Raw genomic sequence first — 18548 nt, 5'->3', positions numbered from 1 at the left:
AGGTGCTTTCGAAAAATCGACAATTATTTGGCAATTCAAATCTTTCAAAAAGAAGGACAGTTCCTAAAAATGAGTGCCGAGGGGAACGCCTGAGACGATTTGTTGAGAATTGATAAAAGGCCGCCAATCCCCACGGTCCCTACGCTCTCTCCAGCACCGCCATCTCCCTCACGACCACCAGCAGCATCGACAAACTCGCGCCGCCGCTCGCCCGCAATTCGGCCAGCAAGCGCGTGTACCGATCCAGCGCGTCCTGCCGTTTCGCGCGCCAGCTCTCGACGATCACATCCGGCGCATCGATGCCGCGCGACTGTTCGAGCGCGCTCACCGTCAGCGCGCGCTTCAATCGCGCGAGCTCTTCCAGCGCCGCCGCGCGCGCGAGCAAGTCCCAGTGCGTCGTGATCGGCAGTGCCATCGCCCGTTCGGCGATGCCGCGATAATCGAGCAACGTGCCGATGCCGAAATACACGCTCGCCACAAGCTCCAGGCCGCGCCCGGAACACGCCGCCACTTCCGCGCTGTCGAGCACGGCGGTCGCGATCTCGCCGCTCGCGACGCGCGCCGCGAGACTGCTCTCGACGCCCGCATCCTCCAGATCGCGCCGCCGCGCGTACCACGCGTCGAGCTGCGTCGCGGGCAAGAGCGCCGGCAGTTGCGGCGCGAGTCGAAGCGCCGCCTCGCGGCAACGCGCGAGCAAACCCTTCGCCTCGTTCGAGCCCGATCCGTTGTGCTTCAGATGACGCAGGAACCACAGCGACGTATCGTCGAGCAGACGCACGACATCGACGAACATGCGCGCCTGCACTTCATCCGCGACGATGTTGTCGAGTCCGTCGATGCTGCGCCACAAATCGTCGAGATCGAAGACATCGCGCGACATCAGCGCCGCGCGCACGATATCGCTCGGGCGCGCATCGGTCTCTTCCATCAGCCGATGCACGAACGTACAGCCCACACGATTCACGAGCGCGTTCGTCAGATGCGTCGCGAGAATCTCGCGCTTCAGCGGATGGCGCTGCATCGTCTCGCTATAGCGCTGCTGCAAGGGCTTCGGGAAATACTCGGGCAGCATGTCCGCGACGAGCGCGTCTTCGGGCACGTCCGATTCGAGCAGTTCGTCGTAGAGCCACATCTTGCCGTACGCGAGCAGCACCGCGCGTTCTGGCGACGTCAGCCCCGACTTCGCCGCCGCGCGCTCGTTGATGTCGTCGTCGTTCGGCAGGAACTCGATGCGCCGTTTCAGGCGCCCGGCGCGTTCGAGGAAGCGCATCATGCGGGCTTCGGCGTCGAGCGTTTCGGCGACATGGCGCTTTGCGATCGACAGCGCCTGCGTCTGCGCATAGTTGTCCTTCAGCACGAGCAGGCCGACTTCATCGGTCATTTCGGCGAGCAGCGCGTTGCGTTGCTTCTCGGTCATCTCGCCATCCGCGACGACGAGGCCAAGCAGAATCTTGATGTTGACCTCGTGATCCGAACAGTCGACGCCCGCCGAGTTATCGATGGCATCCGTATTGATGCGGCCGCCCTTCTGCGCGAACTCGATGCGCCCCAGTTGCGTGAGCCCGAGATTGCCGCCTTCCGCGACGACCTTCACGCGCAGTTCCGCGCCGTTCACGCGCACGCCATCATTCGTTCGATCGCCGACTTGCTGATGCGTCTCCGCGCTCGACTTCACATACGTCCCGACGCCGCCGTTATAGAGCAGATCCGCCTCGGCCAGCAGGATCGCGCGGATCAGTTCGTTCGGCGCGAGCACCGATGCGCTGATGCCGAGCGCCGCCTGCACTTGCGGCGAGATCGGAATCGACTTCGCCGTGCGCGGATAGACGCCGCCGCCCGTCGAGATCAATGCGGGATCGTAGTCGGCCCAGCTGGAGCGCGGCAGCGCGAAAAGACGCGCGCGCTCATCGAAGCTCGTGGCCGCATCGGGCGTCGGATCGAGAAACACATGCCGATGATCGAACGCCGCAATCAGCCTGATATGGCGCGACAGCAGCATGCCGTTGCCGAAGACGTCGCCGGACATGTCGCCAATGCCGACCACGGTGAAATCGGTCGTCTGCGTATCGAAGTTCATCTCGCGGAAATGCCGCTTCACCGATTCCCACGCACCGCGCGCCGTGATGCCCATCTTCTTGTGGTCGTAGCCGACCGACCCGCCGGACGCGAAGGCATCGTCGAGCCAGAAGCCGTATTCGTGCGCGATCGCGTTCGCGTAGTCGGAGAACGTGGCCGTGCCCTTGTCGGCGGCGACGACGAGATACGGATCGTCGGGATCGTGGCGCACGACATCGGGCGGCGGCACGATGCCATCGGGCGTGCGGTTGTCGGTCACGTCGAGCAGGCCGCGCAGGAACATCTGATAACACGCGATGCCTTCATTGAGAAACGCTTCCCGATCCGATACGGGCGGCGGATTCTTCACGACAAAGCCGCCTTTCGATCCGACCGGCACGATTACCGTGTTCTTCACCATCTGCGCTTTCATGAGGCCGAGCACTTCGGTGCGGAAATCCTCGCGCCGGTCCGACCAGCGCAGCCCGCCGCGCGCAACGCGTCCGCCGCGCAAATGCACGCCCTCGACGCGCGGCGCATAGACCCAGATTTCGAACATCGGCTTCGGCTCGGGCAAGCCCGGCACTATCGACGGATCGAGCTTGAACGACACATACGGACGCGGCTGGCCTTGCGCATCGCGATGGAAATGATTGGTTCGCACCGTCGCCGTGATGACGCCCAGAAACTGACGCAGGATGCGGTCTTCGTCGAGATTCGGCACCTTGTCGAGCGCGGCTTCGATATCGGCGAGCACGCGTTCGGCGGCCTTGTCGCGATCTTCCGCCGAGCCGCCGCGCGCCGGATCGAAACGCACCATGAAGAGTTGCAGCAGCTTCTTCGCGATCAGCGGATTGCCGATCAGCGCGCGCTCGATATACGCATCGCTGAAGGTCGAGCCAACCTGCCGCAGATATTTCGCATAGGCGCGCATGATCGTCACGTCGCGCGCGCCGAACTCCGCGCGCAGAACGAGACGGTTGTAGTCGTCGTTCTCGATCTCGCCCGACCACACGCTCGCGAACGCGTTTTCGAAGAGCGGCTTCACGCGATCGATATCGAATTCCACGTCGTCCTGCAACTCCAGCCCGAAATCGTGGATCCACGCATTCGGCGCGCCGGTCGGCTCGATCAGATACGGCCGCTCTTCATCGACACGCACGCCGAGATGCTCCAGCATCGGCAGGCTGTGCGACAGCGCGATCGGATCGCCGACGCGATACACCTTGAAGCGAAACGCGCGGCGTCCGGCTTCGATCGGCCGGTACAGGCTCATCGACAAGCCGCCGGGCCGCGTATGCGTCGCCTCGATCAATTCGATGTCGCGCACCGCCGTGCGCGCCGGATAGTCCTCGCGATAACCCGCCGGGAACGAATCGGCATAACGCTGCAGGAGCCGGTTGCCCGCTTCCTCGCCGTGACTGTCGATGAGCGCATCGGCGAGATCGTCCTGCCAGCGGCGCGCGACCTGCACGACGCGCGCTTCGAGTTCGCGGGTATCGACTTCGGGCATCGCGCCTCTGTCCGCACGCACGACGATATGAATGCGCGCGAGCGGCGATTCGGACAGGAGCGGCGTGAACTCGATGCTCTTGCCGTTGAACGCTTCCATCAACACACGGCTGATGCGGCGGCGCAAGTCGGTGTTGAACTTGTCGCGCGGCACGAAGACGAGGCATGACACGAAGCGGTCGAAGCGGTCGCGCCGCACGAAAAGCCGCGTGCGCTGATGTTCCTGCAAACGCAGCACGCCGATGGCGATATCGAAGAGCACGTCTTCATCGGCCTGGAACAGTTCGTCGCGCGGATATTGTTCGAGCACCGTGATAAGCGACTTCGCCAGATGCCCCTTCGCGAGAAAGCCCGCGCGCCGCACGATGTTCGCGCATTTGCGGCGCACGATCGGGATCTCGGACGTGGGCACGAGATACGCCGTCGACGTATAGAGACCGAGGAAGCGCCGTTCGCCGATCACCTTGCCATCCGGCGACGTGCGCTTCACGCCGACATAGTCGAGATAGCCCGGCCGATGCACCGTCGCGCGCGAATTCGCCTTCGTCAGAAAGATCGGCGCCGCGCCTTCGATGATCGCGGCCGCGCCCGGCGGCAGCGGCGTCACGTCCCCGTCGGACGGCGCGCGCAAGGTTTCGCGCAAAATGCCGAGGCCCGAGCCGGCCACGCCGCGCAGCGCGAAGCCGCCTTCATGCTCGACGAGTTCGTAATCGCGGCAGCCGAGGAACGTAAAGTGATCGGCGACCATCCATTCGAGGAACGCGCGGGACTCGATGCCGTCGGGCGTCGTATCGCGCGCCTTCAGATCGTCTATCGCTACACGCGCGGCCTCGGTGACTTTCGGCCAGTCTTCGACCGCCGCGCGCACGTCGCCGAGCACGCGCGCGATGTTCTCGCGCACTTCGTCGAGACGCTCGCCGTCGCCGCAGCGATTGACTTCGAAATGGATGAACGATTCGAGCTCGGAGTTGCCGTCGCCCGCTTCGGCATGACCCTGACCGATGCGCTCGATCTCGCCCGTATGCGCGCCCTTGCTCGCGCGCCAGACGCGAAACACCGGATGAATCGCCGAATGCAGCGCGAGCCCCAGGCGGTTGAGTTCCATCGTCACCGAATCGACGAGAAACGGCATGTCGTCGTTGACGATCTCGACGACCGTGTGATCCGAATGCCAGCCGTGCTGCTCCAGATTCGGGTTGTAGACGCGCAGCACCTCGCGCCCCGGCACGAACTTCTGCGCGGTCTGCCAGTGCGCCATCGCGGCGCCGTAGAGATCGGCGACATCGCGGCTCGCGATATCCTCGACATCGACCTGCTCGTAGTAATAGCGAAGCAGCGGCTCGATGACCTTGAAGCTTGGCTCCGGCAATCGCCCTCTCGCGAACTCGAGAAGATCGTTGATGAGATGTTCGACCCGCGCTTCGTTCTTGACCAGCATGGTGTCCTCCCGAGGCTTTCGGTTGCGGTGCGATTGCGGCTCGCGCTTCGAATCAAGGAGATTATGCGCCGCCCCGGCGCATCGCTCGCGGGTCGGGCATGTGCGGTTGCACAAAGACGGTGCGCGCATTCCGGCTACGTTAGCCGCATCGCATGACCTTTGCGCGACATCGGCTTTCGACTATTGTCGATAGCTGAAGAGCGGCTCACGGAGGCATCGCCATGCAGGATTTCACTGAAGAGACAGCGCAGCAGACGGTCGTCACGGTGCGTCCGAAAGAGCAACTCGCGACGGTTCAGCATCTGCCGTATTTCATCGGGCTGTCGGCGAAGACGGCGGGCACGCGCGGACTCGCGATGCATATCGTCGTCGTGCCGCCGGGCGGACGCGGCGAGCCGCACATCCACGTTGGCTACGAGACCGGCATCTACATACTCGAAGGACGCATCGAGACGCGCTATGGGCCGGGACTGGCGGAATCGGTCATCAACGAGCCGGGCGACTTCGTATTCATTCCGCCGGGCGTGCCGCATCAGCCGGTCAATCTGAGCGCGACGCAAGCAGCGCGCGCCGTGATCGCCCGCAACGACGCCAACGAGGCGGATCGCGTCGTGCCTTACGATCCGTGGGAGCCGTCCGCGCCCTAGTAGCCGGGCGCGCCCATGCCCGGCAGATCGACATAACCGCTGTCGGCGAAGCGCGCGCCGCCGAACGCGCCGCCCGCGAGTTTGCCGCGCACCGCATACGACACCTTGCTGACGGTGTCGCCGCTCGCGAAGCCGAACGCCTGGCGCGCCATCGAGAATGCCGATACCGTCACCGGCACGGACAGCACCGTTTCGCCGAAACGCGGCACCGTTCCGCGCTGATCGCTGACGCCGCTCGCGAATGCGCGGCCGTTGAGATCGAGATCGAGCGCGACGCCATCGAAGTCGATCGGCGCGTCGTTCGGGTTCTGAATGCGCAGCTTCACGGCGAAACGCATCTCCAGCCCTTGCCCTTCGAGCGGCTCGATGCCCGCGACGCTCACGCGCATCGCGTCGCGATTGAAGAAGCCCGCGCAGCCGCCGAGCGCGAGCATCGCGAGAAAGGCGGCAAGGAAGAAAGCGAAGCGATTGCGCATGGGATTCGGTTGCATGAGAACGTGACTCCTCGCGATGTCGTGCTAGATATGTAGTGCGTTCAGCAGCATGCGGCCATAGACATGATGAAACCAGACATCGTCGACGACGAAAAGCGCTGCAGCCCACGCAGCCGCGACGATGATCAGATCGCAATGGCCGCTCGTCCATAGATTGAGCGAATGGCGCGCGGCGATCCAAGGCACGCCGAGCGGGTTCGGCCAGTCCGCGAAGAGATGCATGAGCCCGCCGCACGCGAAGCCGAACGCGACGGGCGCCGCCGGATGCCGGCCGAGAAAGTGATACGAAAGCGCGAGCAGCGCAACCCAGCCGATGCCCCAGTGCGTGAGCGTGCGATGCGTGATCCAGAGCTTGCGCGCGCGCGTCCACCACGCGACTTCGAGCCAGTCCGGCGCGGTCGCCCCGGCGACGCCCGCGAGCAGCGCGAAAACGCCCGCGAGCATGTTCGCGCCGCCCGCCGTGGCCGGATGCGTCACGATCGCCGCCGCGATGATGCCTGCCGCCCATCCCGTCGCATGATGAGCCTTGCTCGATGCCATGAAGAAACCGCCTTTGTCGCCCTTGCCCGAAGAGGGCGCATGTTCGCACGGTCGCTGGGGTCGAAACCGGCCTGAAACATAAACTTACGCAATTGCGTGCGTCGAAACACGCTTGTGCGAACGGCGTCGGCGAGGCCGCGCGGCGTTGACTAAAATGATTGCTGAATCGCTGCGCAAATCACGCTGCGGACGCTGCCCGATGCGTCCCACGCCCGCCTGCGCACGCAGGCATTTTTATCGAATTTGGCCGTCATGCAACACCTGAAATACCTGAGCGCCTACCCGAACGTGCTGCAGGACAAGGTTCGCCGACTGATCGCCCAGCAACAACTGGGTTCGTATCTCGACGCGCGCTATCCGAACAGGCACGCCGTTCAGTCCGATCGCGCGCTTTATGAATATTGCTCAGATCTGAAGCAGGAATTCCTGCGCGTCGCGCCTGCAATCGACAAAGTCTTCTACGACAGCAAGCTCGACGTGCTGCGTCACGCGCTCGGCCTGCACACCGCCATCTCGCGCGTGCAGGGCGCGAAGCTCAAGGCGAAGAAGGAAATCCGCATTGCGTCGCTTTTCAGGGACACCGCGCCCGAGTTTCTTCGGATGATCGTCGTGCATGAACTCGCGCATCTGAAGGAAAGCGATCACAACAAGGCCTTCTATCGCCTGTGCGAGTTGATGCAGCCCGGCTACCATCAGATCGAATTCGACTTGCGGCTGTATCTCACGCATCGGGATTTGCTCCGCACCAAAGTGGCGTGAGCGTCGCTGCGGCGCATCAATAGGACCAGGCTAGCGCGGCAGCGTATCCGTCGGGCGCGGTGAGCGAAATAGCGTCGAACGCGCCCGCGCCGCGCGTCACCGCATAGCGAACGTCCCTGCGCGGAAGAACTGAAAAGCCGTGCATCGCGACATCCGTGCTGCCGATGCCATCGCCGTGCGCCTTCAGCACCGCCTCTTTCGCCGTCCAGCAGTCGAAGAACGCGCGGTCTCGGGCGGCATCGTCGGGCAAGGCTTCGATTTCGCGCCGGTCGATATCCCCGAGCACCGCGGGCGCGAGATCGCGCCAATCGAACGTCGCGCGCGCTTCCTCGATATCGGCGCCCACGCGCCTTTCTCGCGACATCGCGATCAAGCCATAGCCGCCCGAATGCGACACGTTGAAATCCGGCGCGTTCCGGTGAACGAGAAACGGCCTGCCGCGATCGCCGGCATCGAACGCGAGACGCGCGGGATCGTCGCCCGTTTCGGCCGCGAGCAGATGCCGCAGCGCGCAACGCACCGCGCCGAAACGCGCGCCATCCGCGTGACGCAGAAAACGCGCGGCGCGCGCGCGTTCATCCGCGTTCATCACGGCGTAGGCGGCGCTGTCGAGCGGCATCGAAAAATCGATATGAAGCAGCCACACGCGCACGTCGCCGGGCGCGTGATCGGGAAGCGGCATCGGGCGGACATCGAAGGGAATCGTTGCTTCGGTCATTTGGGAGCGTACTGCGCCTCGCCGTTGCCGAAGGACCAGTTCTCCTTCTTCACTTCGACGAGGCTGATGAAAACATCCTCGCGCCGCAGCTTGAGACGTTCGTGCAAGCCATCGGCGACCGCCTTGTAGAACGCGCTCTTTTTCGCGAGGTCGCGGCCTTCGTTGAGCGTGACCTGGATCACGACGCAATCGTCCGTGCGGCTGATGCCGAGATACGTGCGATCGACGATGAAGTCCGTCGCGCCGTGCTCCGCGACGATCTGAAAGCGATCGTTCTCGGGCACGTCGAGTGTCGAGCGCATCGCGTCGTACACGACATCGCCGATAGTCGTGCGATACGCGCTGTCCTTGCCTTTCTGCAGATCGATGCGAACGAGCGGCATGGGTTTCTCCTGTTGGTTAGTTTCAGCGATGATCCGGATGCAGCAGCAATTCCGGCACGCCCGCGCGGTCGACATACACGACGGCGTTCTGCGCGAATTGCGTCATCAGCGTATCGGCGGTGTCGCGGGTCGCGCCGAGCGCGAAGAGGCTCGCTTCGGCCACCCAGACATGCTGAGGATCGACGCCCGCGCCCGGCAGCGCCTGCAATCCCATCTGTCCGACGCGTTCGATCAGCGCCCGCTGGCGCAGCGCATTTTCTTGCGGCGTGAGCACATGACCGAACGGATTGAACGCCGTGACGAACACCGCGCTTGCGACGCCATGCTTTTCGAGCAAGGCAACGACATCGCGATTCCCGACGCCGATCTTCATGTCGATGTCCGGCTGCGCTTCGATCCGATAGATCGCCGCGCGATACGCATCGAGCGTCGCGGCGGGCAATGCGCGCGTAAGCACGATCGGCTGGCCATGCGGCGTGGCGCGCGCGGCCTCGTCCCATTCGTCGCGCCGCTGCGCAAGCATCGCGTCGCTCACGCATCCCTTTTCGGCAGTGAGGCGTTCGAGCGCGCTGAGCCAATGCGCGTAATACGTGTCGCCGTGATCGGGATCGCCCGCCGCCTGCGCGTCCTCGATCGCGATGCTCAACGCGTGCGCCCACTCCTTCCAGGTGAACACGCCGCGCTCGTGCAACGCGAGCGCCATCGCGAACGCCTGCGCTTCCCACGGCGCGCGAAACACGGGACCGTCGCCATCGAAAGGCAGTTCGGGCAACGCGGCGCGCAGTTCTTTCAGCTTCGATTCAGCGTCGGTCGAGGTCATTCGAGATACGGTTCCCAGCAATCGACACACACCGACGACGCGGTCGTGTCCGCGCCCCACAAGTCTTTCGCCTCGAAACGCACGGTGTAGAGCCATTGCGGATGCTCGCCGTGACCGAGCGCGTTTTCATCGGGAAAGACGTGCGTGCCGCGCACCGCGACGACGCGCCCGAGCTTGCCGCGGCAATAGCGCGGCAGACGCGTGTGCGTCGGCGGATTCATCAGTTTCGTGCGGACTTCATCACCGATGGAAAAGCGCGCCGCCGACGCAGCCGGACGATCGACCGGCGCACCGCGCAACAGCGCGGCGCTTACGTCCTCCGCTTTCAGCACGCGCACGTTCGGCTTCGCGGCGGATTGCGAACGGCCGCTCGCGATCTCATCGGCGCTCGCGAGTCCCTTCGCCGTCAAGAGTTTCTTCAAGCCTTCGAACCAGATTTCGTAATAGCTGCTGCCGAGATACTGCGCGGGCGGCAGGCTTTCGCGCGCGGCACGGGACGTGTCGATGTTCCATTGGCCCGTCGCGCCCATCGCGAGCGTGACGGCCAGCACGCGGCGCTCCCATTCCGCGTGAAACGGCGATGCGCCCGGCGCGTCGCAGGCATCGATTTCGATGGGGCCGAACGCCTGCATGCCGCCCATGTCGTGCGCCGCGTTCATGCCGATGCTCCCGTTGCCTGCGACGGCGCGAGCGCGACGCCCGTGCCGATCATCGAATCGCGTGTGACGAGATCGGCGAGCGCGTCTTCGTCGAGATGATCGGTGTCGGCGGGACGCATCGGCACGACGAGATAGCGCACTTCGGCGGTCGAATCCCATACGCGCAACTCGACCTGTTCCGGCAATTCGACGCCGAAATCCCGCAGCACGCCGCGCGGATCGATCACCGCACGCGAGCGATACGGCGCCGACTTGTACCAGACCGGCGGCAGCCCGAGCACCGACCACGGGTAGCACGAGCACAGCGTGCAGACGACCATGTTATGTACGTCCTCCGTGTTCTCGAGCGCGACCATGTGCTCGCCTTGCCGGCCGGTGAAACCGAGCGACGCGATGGCGGCGGTGGCATCGTCCAAAAGCCATGTGCGAAACGCGGGATCGCTCCACGCCTTCGCGACGACGCGCGCGCCATTGCGCGGCCCGACCTTGTGCTCGTAGGTTTCGATGAAGACGTCTAGCGCTCGCGGATCGATATACCCTTTTTCGACCAGCAGCGATTCGAGCGCGCGCACGCGCAGGTCCATCTCCGGCAATTCACTGCCGGCGTGATCGTGATCGTGGTCGTGGTCGTGATGGTGCGGATGATCGTGGCTCATGAGCGGGCTCGCGCGTGGCACAGACGTCACACGTTACCGGAGTGTGCGCGCGCGCGCAAACCTCGTCACCGTGACGCGGCGCGCCGCCTATACTGGATTCAGCGTCTCATGCGAGGAGGATGCCATGACACGCAAGTACATCGATTGTCGCGAGTGCCCGAGCGACGTGAAATGCAGCGTCGTCCTGTCCGCCGACAGCGAGGACGAGTTGATGGAAGCGGCCGTGCAGCATGCCGTCGCCGTCCATCAGCACACGGATTCGCCCGAACTGCGCTCGCAACTGAAGACCTTCTTCCACGACGGCACGCCGCCGGCCTGACCGGTCTTTGGCGTTCTCAGCCGAGCTCGAAGGTCGTTACACCGAAGACACGCGCGAGCGGCACGTCCGGGGCCGCACGCGTGTACATGCGCGCCGTTTCGAAGACGCTCGTCATGTCGTGTTCGACCGCCAGCGCCACCGCCGCAGGATTGATTTCGGGCACGTCGAGGAACACGGTCTCGCCGGGCAGCACGGAAACGAGCCCACGATACAGCGCGCGCGCCGTGCTCAGATCGTCGGCGAAGAGCGGACCGATCTTGTGGCCCGCGCCGCAACGCCGGATCACGGCGAGGCCGCTCACCGCGTCGCCATCGAGCGCGGCGAGTGCGCGCGCGTGCGCCTGCGGTTGCGACAGCCACGCTCGCAGGAACGCGGTGCGCTCGCACGCGAACACGCGGGTGTCGTAATCGAGAAGCCGCGCGAAGGGGATGTTCAGCGCATCGGTGATCGTGGCTCCATCGGCAGGATCTTCATCCGCCGATGCGATGCCTTCATAGCGCACGTTGCGATACGCCAACACGAAGCCGGATTTCCGATAGTTGGGCTGCTGCGCGAGCACGCCATCGAGCCCGATAGTGCGCGCGCCGAGATACGCCATGCCTTCGTTCCACAAGCGCATGCCGAAGCCCTTGCCGCGCCATTCCGGAACCACGATATAGAGGCCGACGAAACCGAACGCATCGCCGTATGCGACCGCCGAGATGCAGCCGACCGGCGCGCCGTCCCACGTGCCGACGAAAAATCCGTGCGGATCGGCGGCGAAGAACGAGCGGGCGTCGTCGAGACCGGGATTCCATCCTTCGGTCGCGGCCCATTCGAGCGCGACGTCGACATCGCGCGGCGTCATGCGGCGTATTGCGAAACGGGGATTGTCGGGTGTCGCGTGCGAGGGACAGGGAACGGACGGCATGGGACGCGCCTTGTCGGAATGCGGATGCGTTCAGTGTCGCGCGTTTCCGGTGCAGGCGAAAGATGCAGCGAGGCGTGGGTGCAACGAGGGGAAAAAAGAACGGTGGGACGATAACGGGGGCGAGCGTGTGCCGCCCCGATCAGGAATACCCTTGACGCCGCTCGCTGCGGCTGAAACTCTGGCGCGAGCGCCAGTCTTCCGAGCGCAGGACGTGTTCGCCGTCCTCGCGTGCCTCTTCCTCGGATCCGAAGCCTTCGTCGCTATACGCGACGACCTTCATTCCGCCTCCCGCCGCTCGCTCGACGGTGATGCCCCAATGCCACCCTCCTTCCTGATGAAAGACGTGCAGCGTCGGTTGCGACGATGTGGTCAGTTCCATATGTGCGGCTCCCTCAGGCTGACGACCGTAATGCTTACCGGCCCGCCCGATGAAACGCTCTGTGCTTGCCGGCGTTTGATTGTTCGTGTCGATGCTCGAATGCGTGCGGCGGCGGCCTGTGCCACCTGCCAGGAACAGCATACGCAATGGGATGCTGCGTTGCAACACGAGATTTCCCCTATGCGTCGCGCGAAACGCACGTCCGTTACATGCGCTAACGGGAAATTCGTGACGGTTACATGGACGAAGCATGGAAGGCAGCGACGACGGTGTTCGCCATCGTCGTGCCTGCTGCATTTCTATTCGCCGTCCCAGTAGTGCAGCGAATCGCTTGCGCGAAACACGGCGCGCAAGCCCTTCACGCCCGGCTCGTCGGCGACGAGCACGGCCTGGCGGCCCGTATCCGGATACTCGACCACTTCGGGCGATTGCATCGTGCTGACCGCAAGGTAGCGCAACGGTTGCGCGCCCGTGTTGACGATCTGATGCGCCGTCGATGCATCGCCCGGCGGGCAGGCGATGACGTCGCCCGCGCGAATCGCATGCGTCTCCTGGCCGATGCGGACTTCGCCCTCGCCTTCCACCACGAAGAACATCTCCTCGTTCACGCGATGATGATGAAACGGAAACGCGCGCTTGCCCGCTTCGAGCACGATGAGGCTATAGCCGAGCTTCCTCGCGCCGAGCATGCCGCCGATACGCGCAATGCGCGGCGCGTAACGTTCGGCGGCGGCACCCGTCGGCGCGAATTCCGGCGGCAGCGGTTGCGGTTCGAGCGCATCGAGATTGATGATGGGCGGTTTCATATTGACCTTGAAACAAATGGGTGTCATGCACTCGTCACGGAAACGTCACGCGTGCGCTTGCGCTCGTCGAGCCACGCGGCGATGGCTGCGCACGTCCAGTTGGCATCGTCGTGAGGCAGATCGTGGCCCGCCCACGGATGCACCGCGTGCGAGGCACGCCATTGCGCCGCGATGCGCAGCGAGCATATCGGATCGACGAGCCGGTCCGCCGCCGACGATAGCAGCAATACGGGACATGGCGGTGCATCGACGCGCGCGCGAAAGCGCGCCGCCGCCGCGAGTTGACGCAGCGCGTTCGCCGCGCTCGCGCCATGCGTGCGCCGAAGATGCGCCCAGTGCGCGATATCTGCGCCACGCGTGTCGATACGACTGCACGTCAGCGCGTGGATGAGCGTTTCGCATCGCTCGGGCAGCGTCCACGTCATCGCGATTCGCGCGAGCATCGGCCACGCATTGGGACGCAGGCGTTCGGACACGCGCGCGAACGGGCGCATGCTGGTGTTGATCAGCACGAGCCGCTCGATCTCGTCGGGATGATGTTCGGCCCACGCAGTGGCGACCATCGCGCCGAGCGACATCGCAAGCACGCGGCACGGCATGTGTATGTTCAGCGCGGCGGCGCGCTCGCGAACGAACGCCATCATCCTGACGACGGAAAGCGGCGCCCCATGCGCGCGTTCGACGCCATTGCCCGGCAGATCGATGCATATCGCGCGCTCGCCCGCGCCTGCGAGCCCATGCGCGGCGAGCGCCGCATCGAACGCGCCCCAGTGACGCGCTTCACGCGTGAGGCCGCGCAGAAGGATCCACTGGCTCATCGCAGGGCCGTGCGTTGCCAGTGCTCGCGCGCGCGCCGCAGCACGTCCTCGCGGAATTCGCCGCTCGGCAGCCAGCGACGCGACGAGAACGCCGCGCGCGTGAGGAAATCGAAGAAGTTCGGATGACGCCGCAGCACGCGCCTCGTCCGGTGCGCCTTGATCGGATTGAAGATGCCGAGGCGCGAGAAAAGCTGCATCGGATTCTTTCGAATCCAGCGCCACGAGCCGAGTTCGAGCGTCATCGGAAGGAAGATGTTGGGTGCGCGCGAGCGGTCATATGCGAAATCCCACAGATCGCCGTGCAGCAGGTATTGATGACTCTGCGGCTCGAACGCGTAGCCATGATGCGGATACGACTCCTCGAACATCGTCTTCAGCAGAAACATTTCCGGCAGATGCGCCATTTGCCGCTCGGTGCGCGCGTAGGGAAACCAGATGCTGTCGTCCCAGCCGAAGCCCGAATGACAATCGAGCGCGAAGCTCAACGGCCGCGACATCAACTGTTCCTCGACAACGGAAAGCAGCGCCGCGCTCTCCACTTCCATGCGGCCATCGGCCGGGCCGCGATACCACGGCAGCCACGGCCCGATGCGCTGTCCGCCTGCGAGAAACGGCACGCGTCCTTCGGCGCTTTGCGGCGCGTTGCGCATCAGATCGACGCCATTCGGATTCGCGCGGGTGCGCGCGAACATGCCGCCGGGATTGACGATCGGCATGAAGATGAGCCGCACCGCGCGCAGTTGATGATGCAGCGTGTCGTCCCATTCGAGCCGTCGCAACAGCGCGCGCATGTATTCGAGGACGAGTTGCGTGCCGATGCATTCGAGCCCATGCACGCCGCCGAAAAAGCCGATGGCGGGCGCTTGCGGATCGTCCGAGCCGATCGCCGCGGTCAGGATCGGAAACATATGCTCGCGTGCGCGCACTTCGCCGATCGTGTGCCACGCGAAGCGCGCGCCGCCCGCGACGCGAATCGCTTTCAGTTCGTCCATCTCCGGAAAACTGCTGGTGATGGCAACGCTCGACGTGCTCATGACTGGGCCTGTTTGTCGTGTATTCGTTGGCTCAGGCTATGGTTCTATGAATCGCCGGAACGCCCCGCCCGAAGAAATCGAGTATAGGGCGGTTCGTCAGCACACGACATATGAAACGCGACGCGCCGAACGCGAACAACGTGTTCTGCGCGTTTTCGTTCCGTCACCTAGAATGAAATCGCCGTGCTACGCGGTGTGAGGTATTCGTCATGACATCCATTTCCCGCATCATCCTCGGCGCGCTCGCTTTGTGCTGCGCCGCGTCCGCGCTCGCGCAACCGCCGGCGCAAACCACCGATCCGAACGCGCCGAAAACGCGCGACCAGGTCCGGCAGGAATTTCTGCTGTGGCGCTCGGTCGGCTACGATCCGAACGACTGGCTGGACTACCCGGACAACGCGATGCGCGCGAGCCGCATCATCGCGCAACGGCAGGCTCGCGGCGAAACCCGCGTGCAGTAAGCGCGCATTCGTCAGGCCGATTCGCCGCGCGGCTTCGGCCCGCGCAGGATGCGCCGCGCGATGCTCCATCGATGCACTTCCGACGGACCGTCGTAGATACGGAACGCGCGCATGTCCGCGAAAATCCGCGCGACGACGGTTTCGTGCGTGACGCCCTGCCCGCCGAGCACCTGCACCGAGCGGTCGACGACCCGCCACAGCGCCTCCGACGACACCACTTTCGCGATGCTCGATTCGTGCTTGCCGAGCACGCCCTGATCGAGCACCCACGCGCAATGCCAGATGGCGAGACGCGTGACGTGCAGATCCATTTCGTTATCGGCGAGCATGAAGCCGACGCCTTCGTGCTCGCCCAATGCCTTGCCGAACGCCTGACGCTGCCGCGCATGCGCCGTCGCGACATCGTGCGCGCGCCGCGCGGCGCCGAGCCAGCGCATGCAGTGCGTGAGACGCGCCGGCGATAGCCGCACCTGCGCGTAGCGAAATCCTTCGCCCGGCTCGCCCAATACGTTTTCCTTCGGCACGCGCAGGCCCTCGAAGCGCACGACGCCGTGGCCGCCGGGAAAGCACGTATCGAGCGAATCCATCGCGCGCTCGATCACGATGCCGGGGCTCGACATATCGGCGAGGAACATCGTCGCGGGACCGTCGGCGAACTTCGCCATGATGATCGCGACCGCCGCGCCTTCCGCGCCCGTGATGAACCATTTGCGTCCGTCGATCACGTAGTCGTCGCCGTCCTGCACGGCGATGGTCTGCAGCATCGCCGGATCGGCGCCCGCACCCGGCGGCGGCTCGGTCATGCAGAAACACGAGCGAATCTCGCCCGCCGCGAGCGGACGCAGCCAGCGCTCCTTTTGCTGCGGCGTAGCGATGGCTTCGAGCAGATGCATGTTCCCTTCGTCGGGCGCGGCGATGTTCAGCGCGACCGGACCGAGCGGCGAATAGCCCGCCTCCTCGAACAGAATGGCTTTCGCGACGTGATTCAGGCCCAGGCCGCCGAATTCGGGCGATACGTGGCTCGACAACAGCTTCGCCGCGCGCCCTTTCGCGATCAACTCGGCGCGCAGCGCTTCGTTCGGGCCATGCAGCGTGCAACGCGGATCGCGCTCGAACGGCACGATCTCTTCAGCGATGAAAGCGCGCACGCGCGCCTGCAGATCGGTCAACTCCGGAGAAAGCGAAAAGTCCATCGACAATCCTCTAAGGGAACGGGCTGAACGCCAAGCTTAACCGCGCGGGCGCATCGTGCGCCAGTGGCGTTCGTCCGGGTGTCAGTCGTCGTACTCCGTGTACTTGCGCGCGTCGCCCTTCACTTTGTGCGCCGGATATTTCGACCGGTTCAGCGCCATCTTCTCGATCAGCGCGCGATGCAGATCGACGTCGAGGGAGTCGGCGAGCATCACGAGATAGGCGAGCACGTCCGCCATTTCGTGGCGAATGGCTTGTAGCTTCGATTCGTCGAGTTCGGTTCTGTCGCCGGTGGCGAGCCACGTGAACGGTTCGAGCAACTCGCTCGCTTCCACCGACAACGCCGCAGCCAGATTCTTCGGCGAATGAAAGCGGCTCCAGTCCCGCTCGCGGACGAACTCGCGCAGCATGTCGCGCATTGCGACGAGCTCGCTCGCGGTTTCCCGCTGATCCTGTTGCTCCATGGGGTTCCTCTGAAGATGTCGGGTGTGCGCGAAGGTGCTGCCTTCGCCGGACAGAGTGGCGCGGTGAGCCGGCCTAGGCCGGATAGAGCCCGAGCGTGCGAGCGTGCAGGCGTGCGAGCCCGAGAAGCGCATCGGTGAACGGCGTCGGCACGCCGGTCATCGCGCCCAACTCGCGCACGGACGCGACGAGCGCATCGAGCTCGACCGCCTTGCCCGCCTGAACGTCCTGCAACATCGACGTTTTCATCGCGCCGAGCTTGAGCGTCACGGCGTGGCGATCCTCGGGCTTCTGTTCGATGGGAATGCCGAAGCGCGCGCCGATTTCCTTCGCTTCGAGCATCACGTTCGTGACGAAGCCGCGCACGAGATCGTCGCTGAGAATGCGGTCGGTGGTCGCGCCGGTAATCGCGCTGATGGGGTTCATCGTCATGTTGCCCCATAGCTTGAACCAGACGTCGCGTTGAATCTGCGCGGAGAGCGTGGCGTCGAAGCCCGCCTTCGAGAAGAGCGAAACGAGCGATTCGGTGCGGGCGGTCGGTGCGCCCGTCGCCTCGCCCATAATCAGCCCCTTGCCCTGATGATGCCGGATGACGCCCGGCGCTTCTACGAAGCAACTCGCGTGCACCACGCAACCGACCGTCTGCGTGCCCGGAATCGCCGCGGCGATCTTGCCTTGCGGATCGACGGACGAAAGACGTTTGCCGGTGAACGGTTCGCCAAGGCCGTCGCAGAACCACCACGGCACACCGTTCATCGCGGTCAGCACGGGGGTTTCATTCGACAGCAGCGGCGCGATATGCGCGGCGACGGATTCCATCGCGGGCGCCTTCACTGCAACCACGACGAGATCCTGCACGCCGAGATCAGCGGGTTCGGCGCTCGCCGCGACCTTCACGACATGCGTGGCGTCCTTTTCGACGAGCCGCAACCCTTCCGTCTTCAGCGCATCGAGCGTCGCGCCGCGCGCGACCACGCTGACATCGCAGCCCGCCTGCGCGAGCTTCACGCCGATCCATCCGCCGATGGCGCCCGCGCCATAAACGCATACTTTCATCGTTCCCGTCCTCGCTCGTGGCAATCATCCGATCGCCATTGTAAGAGCGGGACGGCGCCCTCGTGCGTTCAGTGCGCGATGCCCGTGGCGAGCTTCGCCACCGTCAGCAGCGTCAGGCCGAATGCGCCCGCGAGCATCACGGCGATGACCGGCAATAGCGGCAACCTGACCTGCGCGAAGTCTGCGTTGTGCGAAGCGCGCTTGCGCACGCCGAAAAAGCTCCAAAGCACGATGCGCAACATCTTCAAGAGTTCCATGAGCGGCTCCTTCGCCTGAATCCGTATCGATCTTTCACGCGATGATGATGCCGGCTCCATGAGATGAAAAACAGCAGCAGTTGCGCTGTATTCGACGGTAGCAGAACGACCTGCAAGAAGCGCATTCGGACGGATGTAAGCGCGCTTCGGCTTCTTTCAAGAGCCGCCCGGAGA

General features: G+C 64.5%; 21 protein-coding genes. 4 read left to right on the top strand and 17 right to left on the bottom strand.

What is annotated here, in order from left to right:
• Positions 1–139 precede the first annotated feature (139 nt).
• A complete protein-coding gene (locus NCS02_RS16230; RefSeq protein WP_250502890.1) occupies positions 140–5005 on the bottom strand; it encodes an NAD-glutamate dehydrogenase in 4866 nt (1621 codons plus the stop codon).
• A 221-nt stretch (positions 5006–5226) separates the two neighbouring features.
• Between NCS02_RS16230 and NCS02_RS16225 the strand changes: the two genes are divergently transcribed.
• Positions 5227–5652, top strand: coding sequence for a cupin domain-containing protein (locus NCS02_RS16225; RefSeq protein ID WP_008353659.1), 426 nt, complete (start codon positions 5227–5229; stop codon positions 5650–5652).
• On the opposite strand, the gene NCS02_RS16220 is transcribed toward NCS02_RS16225, so the two are convergent.
• Positions 5649–6143 carry an LEA/WHy family protein gene (locus NCS02_RS16220; RefSeq protein WP_175979188.1) on the bottom strand — a complete coding sequence of 165 codons (495 nt, stop codon included), beginning with the start codon at positions 6141–6143 and terminating at the stop codon, positions 5649–5651. The genes NCS02_RS16225 and NCS02_RS16220 overlap by 4 nt on opposite strands.
• Positions 6144–6170: 27 nt before the next feature.
• The gene (locus NCS02_RS16215; protein ID WP_008353661.1) at positions 6171–6686 is read right to left on the bottom strand and encodes a metal-dependent hydrolase; all 516 of its coding nucleotides are present in this window, start codon (positions 6684–6686) and stop codon (positions 6171–6173) included.
• A 252-nt stretch (positions 6687–6938) separates the two neighbouring features.
• Between NCS02_RS16215 and NCS02_RS16210 the strand changes: the two genes are divergently transcribed.
• Complete coding sequence (locus tag NCS02_RS16210) at positions 6939–7445, top strand: M48 metallopeptidase family protein (protein WP_008353662.1); 507 nt, start codon at positions 6939–6941, stop codon at positions 7443–7445.
• Between the two features lie 16 nt (positions 7446–7461).
• Here NCS02_RS16210 and NCS02_RS16205 read toward each other — a convergent pair whose 3' ends face one another.
• The 5 genes from NCS02_RS16205 to nthA are packed head-to-tail and all read right to left on the bottom strand — an operon-like array spanning position 7462 to position 10681.
• Positions 7462–8163, bottom strand: a complete 702-nt coding sequence (locus NCS02_RS16205; RefSeq protein ID WP_250502889.1) for a 4'-phosphopantetheinyl transferase family protein — start codon at positions 8161–8163, stop codon at positions 7462–7464.
• Positions 8160–8546 (bottom strand): tautomerase family protein, encoded by a 387-nt coding sequence (locus tag NCS02_RS16200; protein ID WP_008353665.1) that lies wholly within the window; start codon positions 8544–8546, stop codon positions 8160–8162. The genes NCS02_RS16205 and NCS02_RS16200 overlap by 4 nt, the downstream gene beginning before the upstream one ends.
• Before the next feature lie 22 nt (positions 8547–8568).
• The gene (locus NCS02_RS16195; RefSeq protein ID WP_250502888.1) at positions 8569–9366 is read right to left on the bottom strand and encodes a nitrile hydratase accessory protein; all 798 of its coding nucleotides are present in this window, start codon (positions 9364–9366) and stop codon (positions 8569–8571) included.
• On the bottom strand, positions 9363–10025 hold the full coding sequence (nthB, locus tag NCS02_RS16190; RefSeq protein ID WP_008353667.1) for a nitrile hydratase subunit beta: 663 nt from the start codon (positions 10023–10025) through the stop codon (positions 9363–9365). The genes NCS02_RS16195 and nthB overlap by 4 nt, the downstream gene beginning before the upstream one ends.
• Positions 10022–10681: a nitrile hydratase subunit alpha gene (nthA, locus tag NCS02_RS16185; RefSeq protein ID WP_008353668.1), complete on the bottom strand. Its 660-nt coding sequence runs from the start codon at positions 10679–10681 to the stop codon at positions 10022–10024. Before nthA ends, nthB begins: the two co-directional genes overlap by 4 nt.
• Positions 10682–10805: 124 nt before the next feature.
• Between nthA and NCS02_RS16180 the strand changes: the two genes are divergently transcribed.
• Positions 10806–11000 carry a DUF1059 domain-containing protein gene (locus tag NCS02_RS16180; RefSeq protein ID WP_008353669.1) on the top strand — a complete coding sequence of 65 codons (195 nt, stop codon included), beginning with the start codon at positions 10806–10808 and terminating at the stop codon, positions 10998–11000.
• Between the two features lie 16 nt (positions 11001–11016).
• On the opposite strand, the gene NCS02_RS16175 is transcribed toward NCS02_RS16180, so the two are convergent.
• From NCS02_RS16175 to NCS02_RS16155, 5 genes are all read right to left on the bottom strand, one after another.
• Positions 11017–11910: a GNAT family N-acetyltransferase gene (locus tag NCS02_RS16175; protein WP_502800882.1), complete on the bottom strand. Its 894-nt coding sequence runs from the start codon at positions 11908–11910 to the stop codon at positions 11017–11019.
• A gap of 139 nt (positions 11911–12049) precedes the next feature.
• Positions 12050–12289 carry a hypothetical protein gene (locus tag NCS02_RS16170; RefSeq protein ID WP_008353671.1) on the bottom strand — a complete coding sequence of 80 codons (240 nt, stop codon included), beginning with the start codon at positions 12287–12289 and terminating at the stop codon, positions 12050–12052.
• 299 nt (positions 12290–12588) lie between these two features.
• Positions 12589–13095 (bottom strand): cupin domain-containing protein, encoded by a 507-nt coding sequence (locus NCS02_RS16165; protein ID WP_033537144.1) that lies wholly within the window; start codon positions 13093–13095, stop codon positions 12589–12591.
• A 23-nt stretch (positions 13096–13118) separates the two neighbouring features.
• Positions 13119–13913, bottom strand: coding sequence for an alpha/beta fold hydrolase (locus tag NCS02_RS16160; protein WP_250502887.1), 795 nt, complete (start codon positions 13911–13913; stop codon positions 13119–13121).
• Positions 13910–14947 (bottom strand): M14 family zinc carboxypeptidase, encoded by a 1038-nt coding sequence (locus tag NCS02_RS16155; protein WP_033537145.1) that lies wholly within the window; start codon positions 14945–14947, stop codon positions 13910–13912. Before NCS02_RS16155 ends, NCS02_RS16160 begins: the two co-directional genes overlap by 4 nt.
• Positions 14948–15156: 209 nt before the next feature.
• Between NCS02_RS16155 and NCS02_RS16150 the strand changes: the two genes are divergently transcribed.
• Positions 15157–15408, top strand: coding sequence for a DUF4148 domain-containing protein (locus tag NCS02_RS16150; RefSeq protein WP_033537146.1), 252 nt, complete (start codon positions 15157–15159; stop codon positions 15406–15408).
• A gap of 11 nt (positions 15409–15419) precedes the next feature.
• On the opposite strand, the gene NCS02_RS16145 is transcribed toward NCS02_RS16150, so the two are convergent.
• The 4 genes from NCS02_RS16145 to NCS02_RS16130 all read right to left on the bottom strand — a co-directional run bounded on the left by NCS02_RS16145 (position 15420) and on the right by NCS02_RS16130 (position 18374).
• On the bottom strand, positions 15420–16601 hold the full coding sequence (locus tag NCS02_RS16145) for an acyl-CoA dehydrogenase family protein (protein WP_250502886.1): 1182 nt from the start codon (positions 16599–16601) through the stop codon (positions 15420–15422).
• Between the two features lie 81 nt (positions 16602–16682).
• Positions 16683–17063 (bottom strand): nucleotide pyrophosphohydrolase, encoded by a 381-nt coding sequence (locus tag NCS02_RS16140; RefSeq protein WP_008353680.1) that lies wholly within the window; start codon positions 17061–17063, stop codon positions 16683–16685.
• Between the two features lie 73 nt (positions 17064–17136).
• Positions 17137–18117, bottom strand: coding sequence for a 2-dehydropantoate 2-reductase (locus NCS02_RS16135; RefSeq protein ID WP_250502885.1), 981 nt, complete (start codon positions 18115–18117; stop codon positions 17137–17139).
• 68 nt (positions 18118–18185) lie between these two features.
• Positions 18186–18374 carry a DUF2970 domain-containing protein gene (locus NCS02_RS16130; protein WP_008353682.1) on the bottom strand — a complete coding sequence of 63 codons (189 nt, stop codon included), beginning with the start codon at positions 18372–18374 and terminating at the stop codon, positions 18186–18188.
• Positions 18375–18548: the final 174 nt, after the last annotated feature.

The sequence above is a fragment of the Caballeronia sp. NCF2 genome, from assembly GCF_023631205.1.
GTDB classification, from domain to species: Bacteria; Pseudomonadota; Gammaproteobacteria; order Burkholderiales; family Burkholderiaceae; genus Caballeronia; species Caballeronia zhejiangensis.
This window is presented reverse-complemented; position numbering and strand designations above follow the sequence as displayed.

Excerpts from the sequence above, each read along its gene's own strand:
- NCS02_RS16195 (WP_250502888.1), bottom strand. The coding sequence starts at position 9,366 with ATGACCTCGACCGACGCTGAATCGAAGCTGAAAGAACTGCGCGCCGCG.
- nthB (WP_008353667.1), bottom strand. The coding sequence starts at position 10,025 with ATGAACGCGGCGCACGACATGGGCGGCATGCAGGCGTTCGGCCCCATC.
- NCS02_RS16140 (WP_008353680.1), bottom strand. The coding sequence starts at position 17,063 with ATGGAGCAACAGGATCAGCGGGAAACCGCGAGCGAGCTCGTCGCAATG.
- NCS02_RS16180 (WP_008353669.1), top strand. The coding sequence starts at position 10,806 with ATGACACGCAAGTACATCGATTGTCGCGAGTGCCCGAGCGACGTGAAA.
- NCS02_RS16205 (WP_250502889.1), bottom strand. The coding sequence starts at position 8,163 with ATGACCGAAGCAACGATTCCCTTCGATGTCCGCCCGATGCCGCTTCCC.
- NCS02_RS16210 (WP_008353662.1), top strand. The coding sequence starts at position 6,939 with ATGCAACACCTGAAATACCTGAGCGCCTACCCGAACGTGCTGCAGGAC.
- NCS02_RS16225 (WP_008353659.1), top strand. The coding sequence starts at position 5,227 with ATGCAGGATTTCACTGAAGAGACAGCGCAGCAGACGGTCGTCACGGTG.
- NCS02_RS16145 (WP_250502886.1), bottom strand. The coding sequence starts at position 16,601 with ATGGACTTTTCGCTTTCTCCGGAGTTGACCGATCTGCAGGCGCGCGTG.
- NCS02_RS16230 (WP_250502890.1), bottom strand. The coding sequence starts at position 5,005 with ATGCTGGTCAAGAACGAAGCGCGGGTCGAACATCTCATCAACGATCTT.
- NCS02_RS16130 (WP_008353682.1), bottom strand. The coding sequence starts at position 18,374 with ATGGAACTCTTGAAGATGTTGCGCATCGTGCTTTGGAGCTTTTTCGGC.
- NCS02_RS16200 (WP_008353665.1), bottom strand. The coding sequence starts at position 8,546 with ATGCCGCTCGTTCGCATCGATCTGCAGAAAGGCAAGGACAGCGCGTAT.
- NCS02_RS16150 (WP_033537146.1), top strand. The coding sequence starts at position 15,157 with ATGACATCCATTTCCCGCATCATCCTCGGCGCGCTCGCTTTGTGCTGC.
- NCS02_RS16170 (WP_008353671.1), bottom strand. The coding sequence starts at position 12,289 with ATGGAACTGACCACATCGTCGCAACCGACGCTGCACGTCTTTCATCAG.
- NCS02_RS16215 (WP_008353661.1), bottom strand. The coding sequence starts at position 6,686 with ATGGCATCGAGCAAGGCTCATCATGCGACGGGATGGGCGGCAGGCATC.
- NCS02_RS16220 (WP_175979188.1), bottom strand. The coding sequence starts at position 6,143 with ATGCAACCGAATCCCATGCGCAATCGCTTCGCTTTCTTCCTTGCCGCC.
- NCS02_RS16165 (WP_033537144.1), bottom strand. The coding sequence starts at position 13,095 with ATGAAACCGCCCATCATCAATCTCGATGCGCTCGAACCGCAACCGCTG.
- NCS02_RS16135 (WP_250502885.1), bottom strand. The coding sequence starts at position 18,117 with ATGAAAGTATGCGTTTATGGCGCGGGCGCCATCGGCGGATGGATCGGC.
- NCS02_RS16155 (WP_033537145.1), bottom strand. The coding sequence starts at position 14,947 with ATGAGCACGTCGAGCGTTGCCATCACCAGCAGTTTTCCGGAGATGGAC.
- NCS02_RS16175 (WP_502800882.1), bottom strand. The coding sequence starts at position 11,910 with ATGCCGTCCGTTCCCTGTCCCTCGCACGCGACACCCGACAATCCCCGT.
- nthA (WP_008353668.1), bottom strand. The coding sequence starts at position 10,681 with ATGAGCCACGATCATCCGCACCATCACGACCACGACCACGATCACGAT.
- NCS02_RS16160 (WP_250502887.1), bottom strand. The coding sequence starts at position 13,913 with ATGAGCCAGTGGATCCTTCTGCGCGGCCTCACGCGTGAAGCGCGTCAC.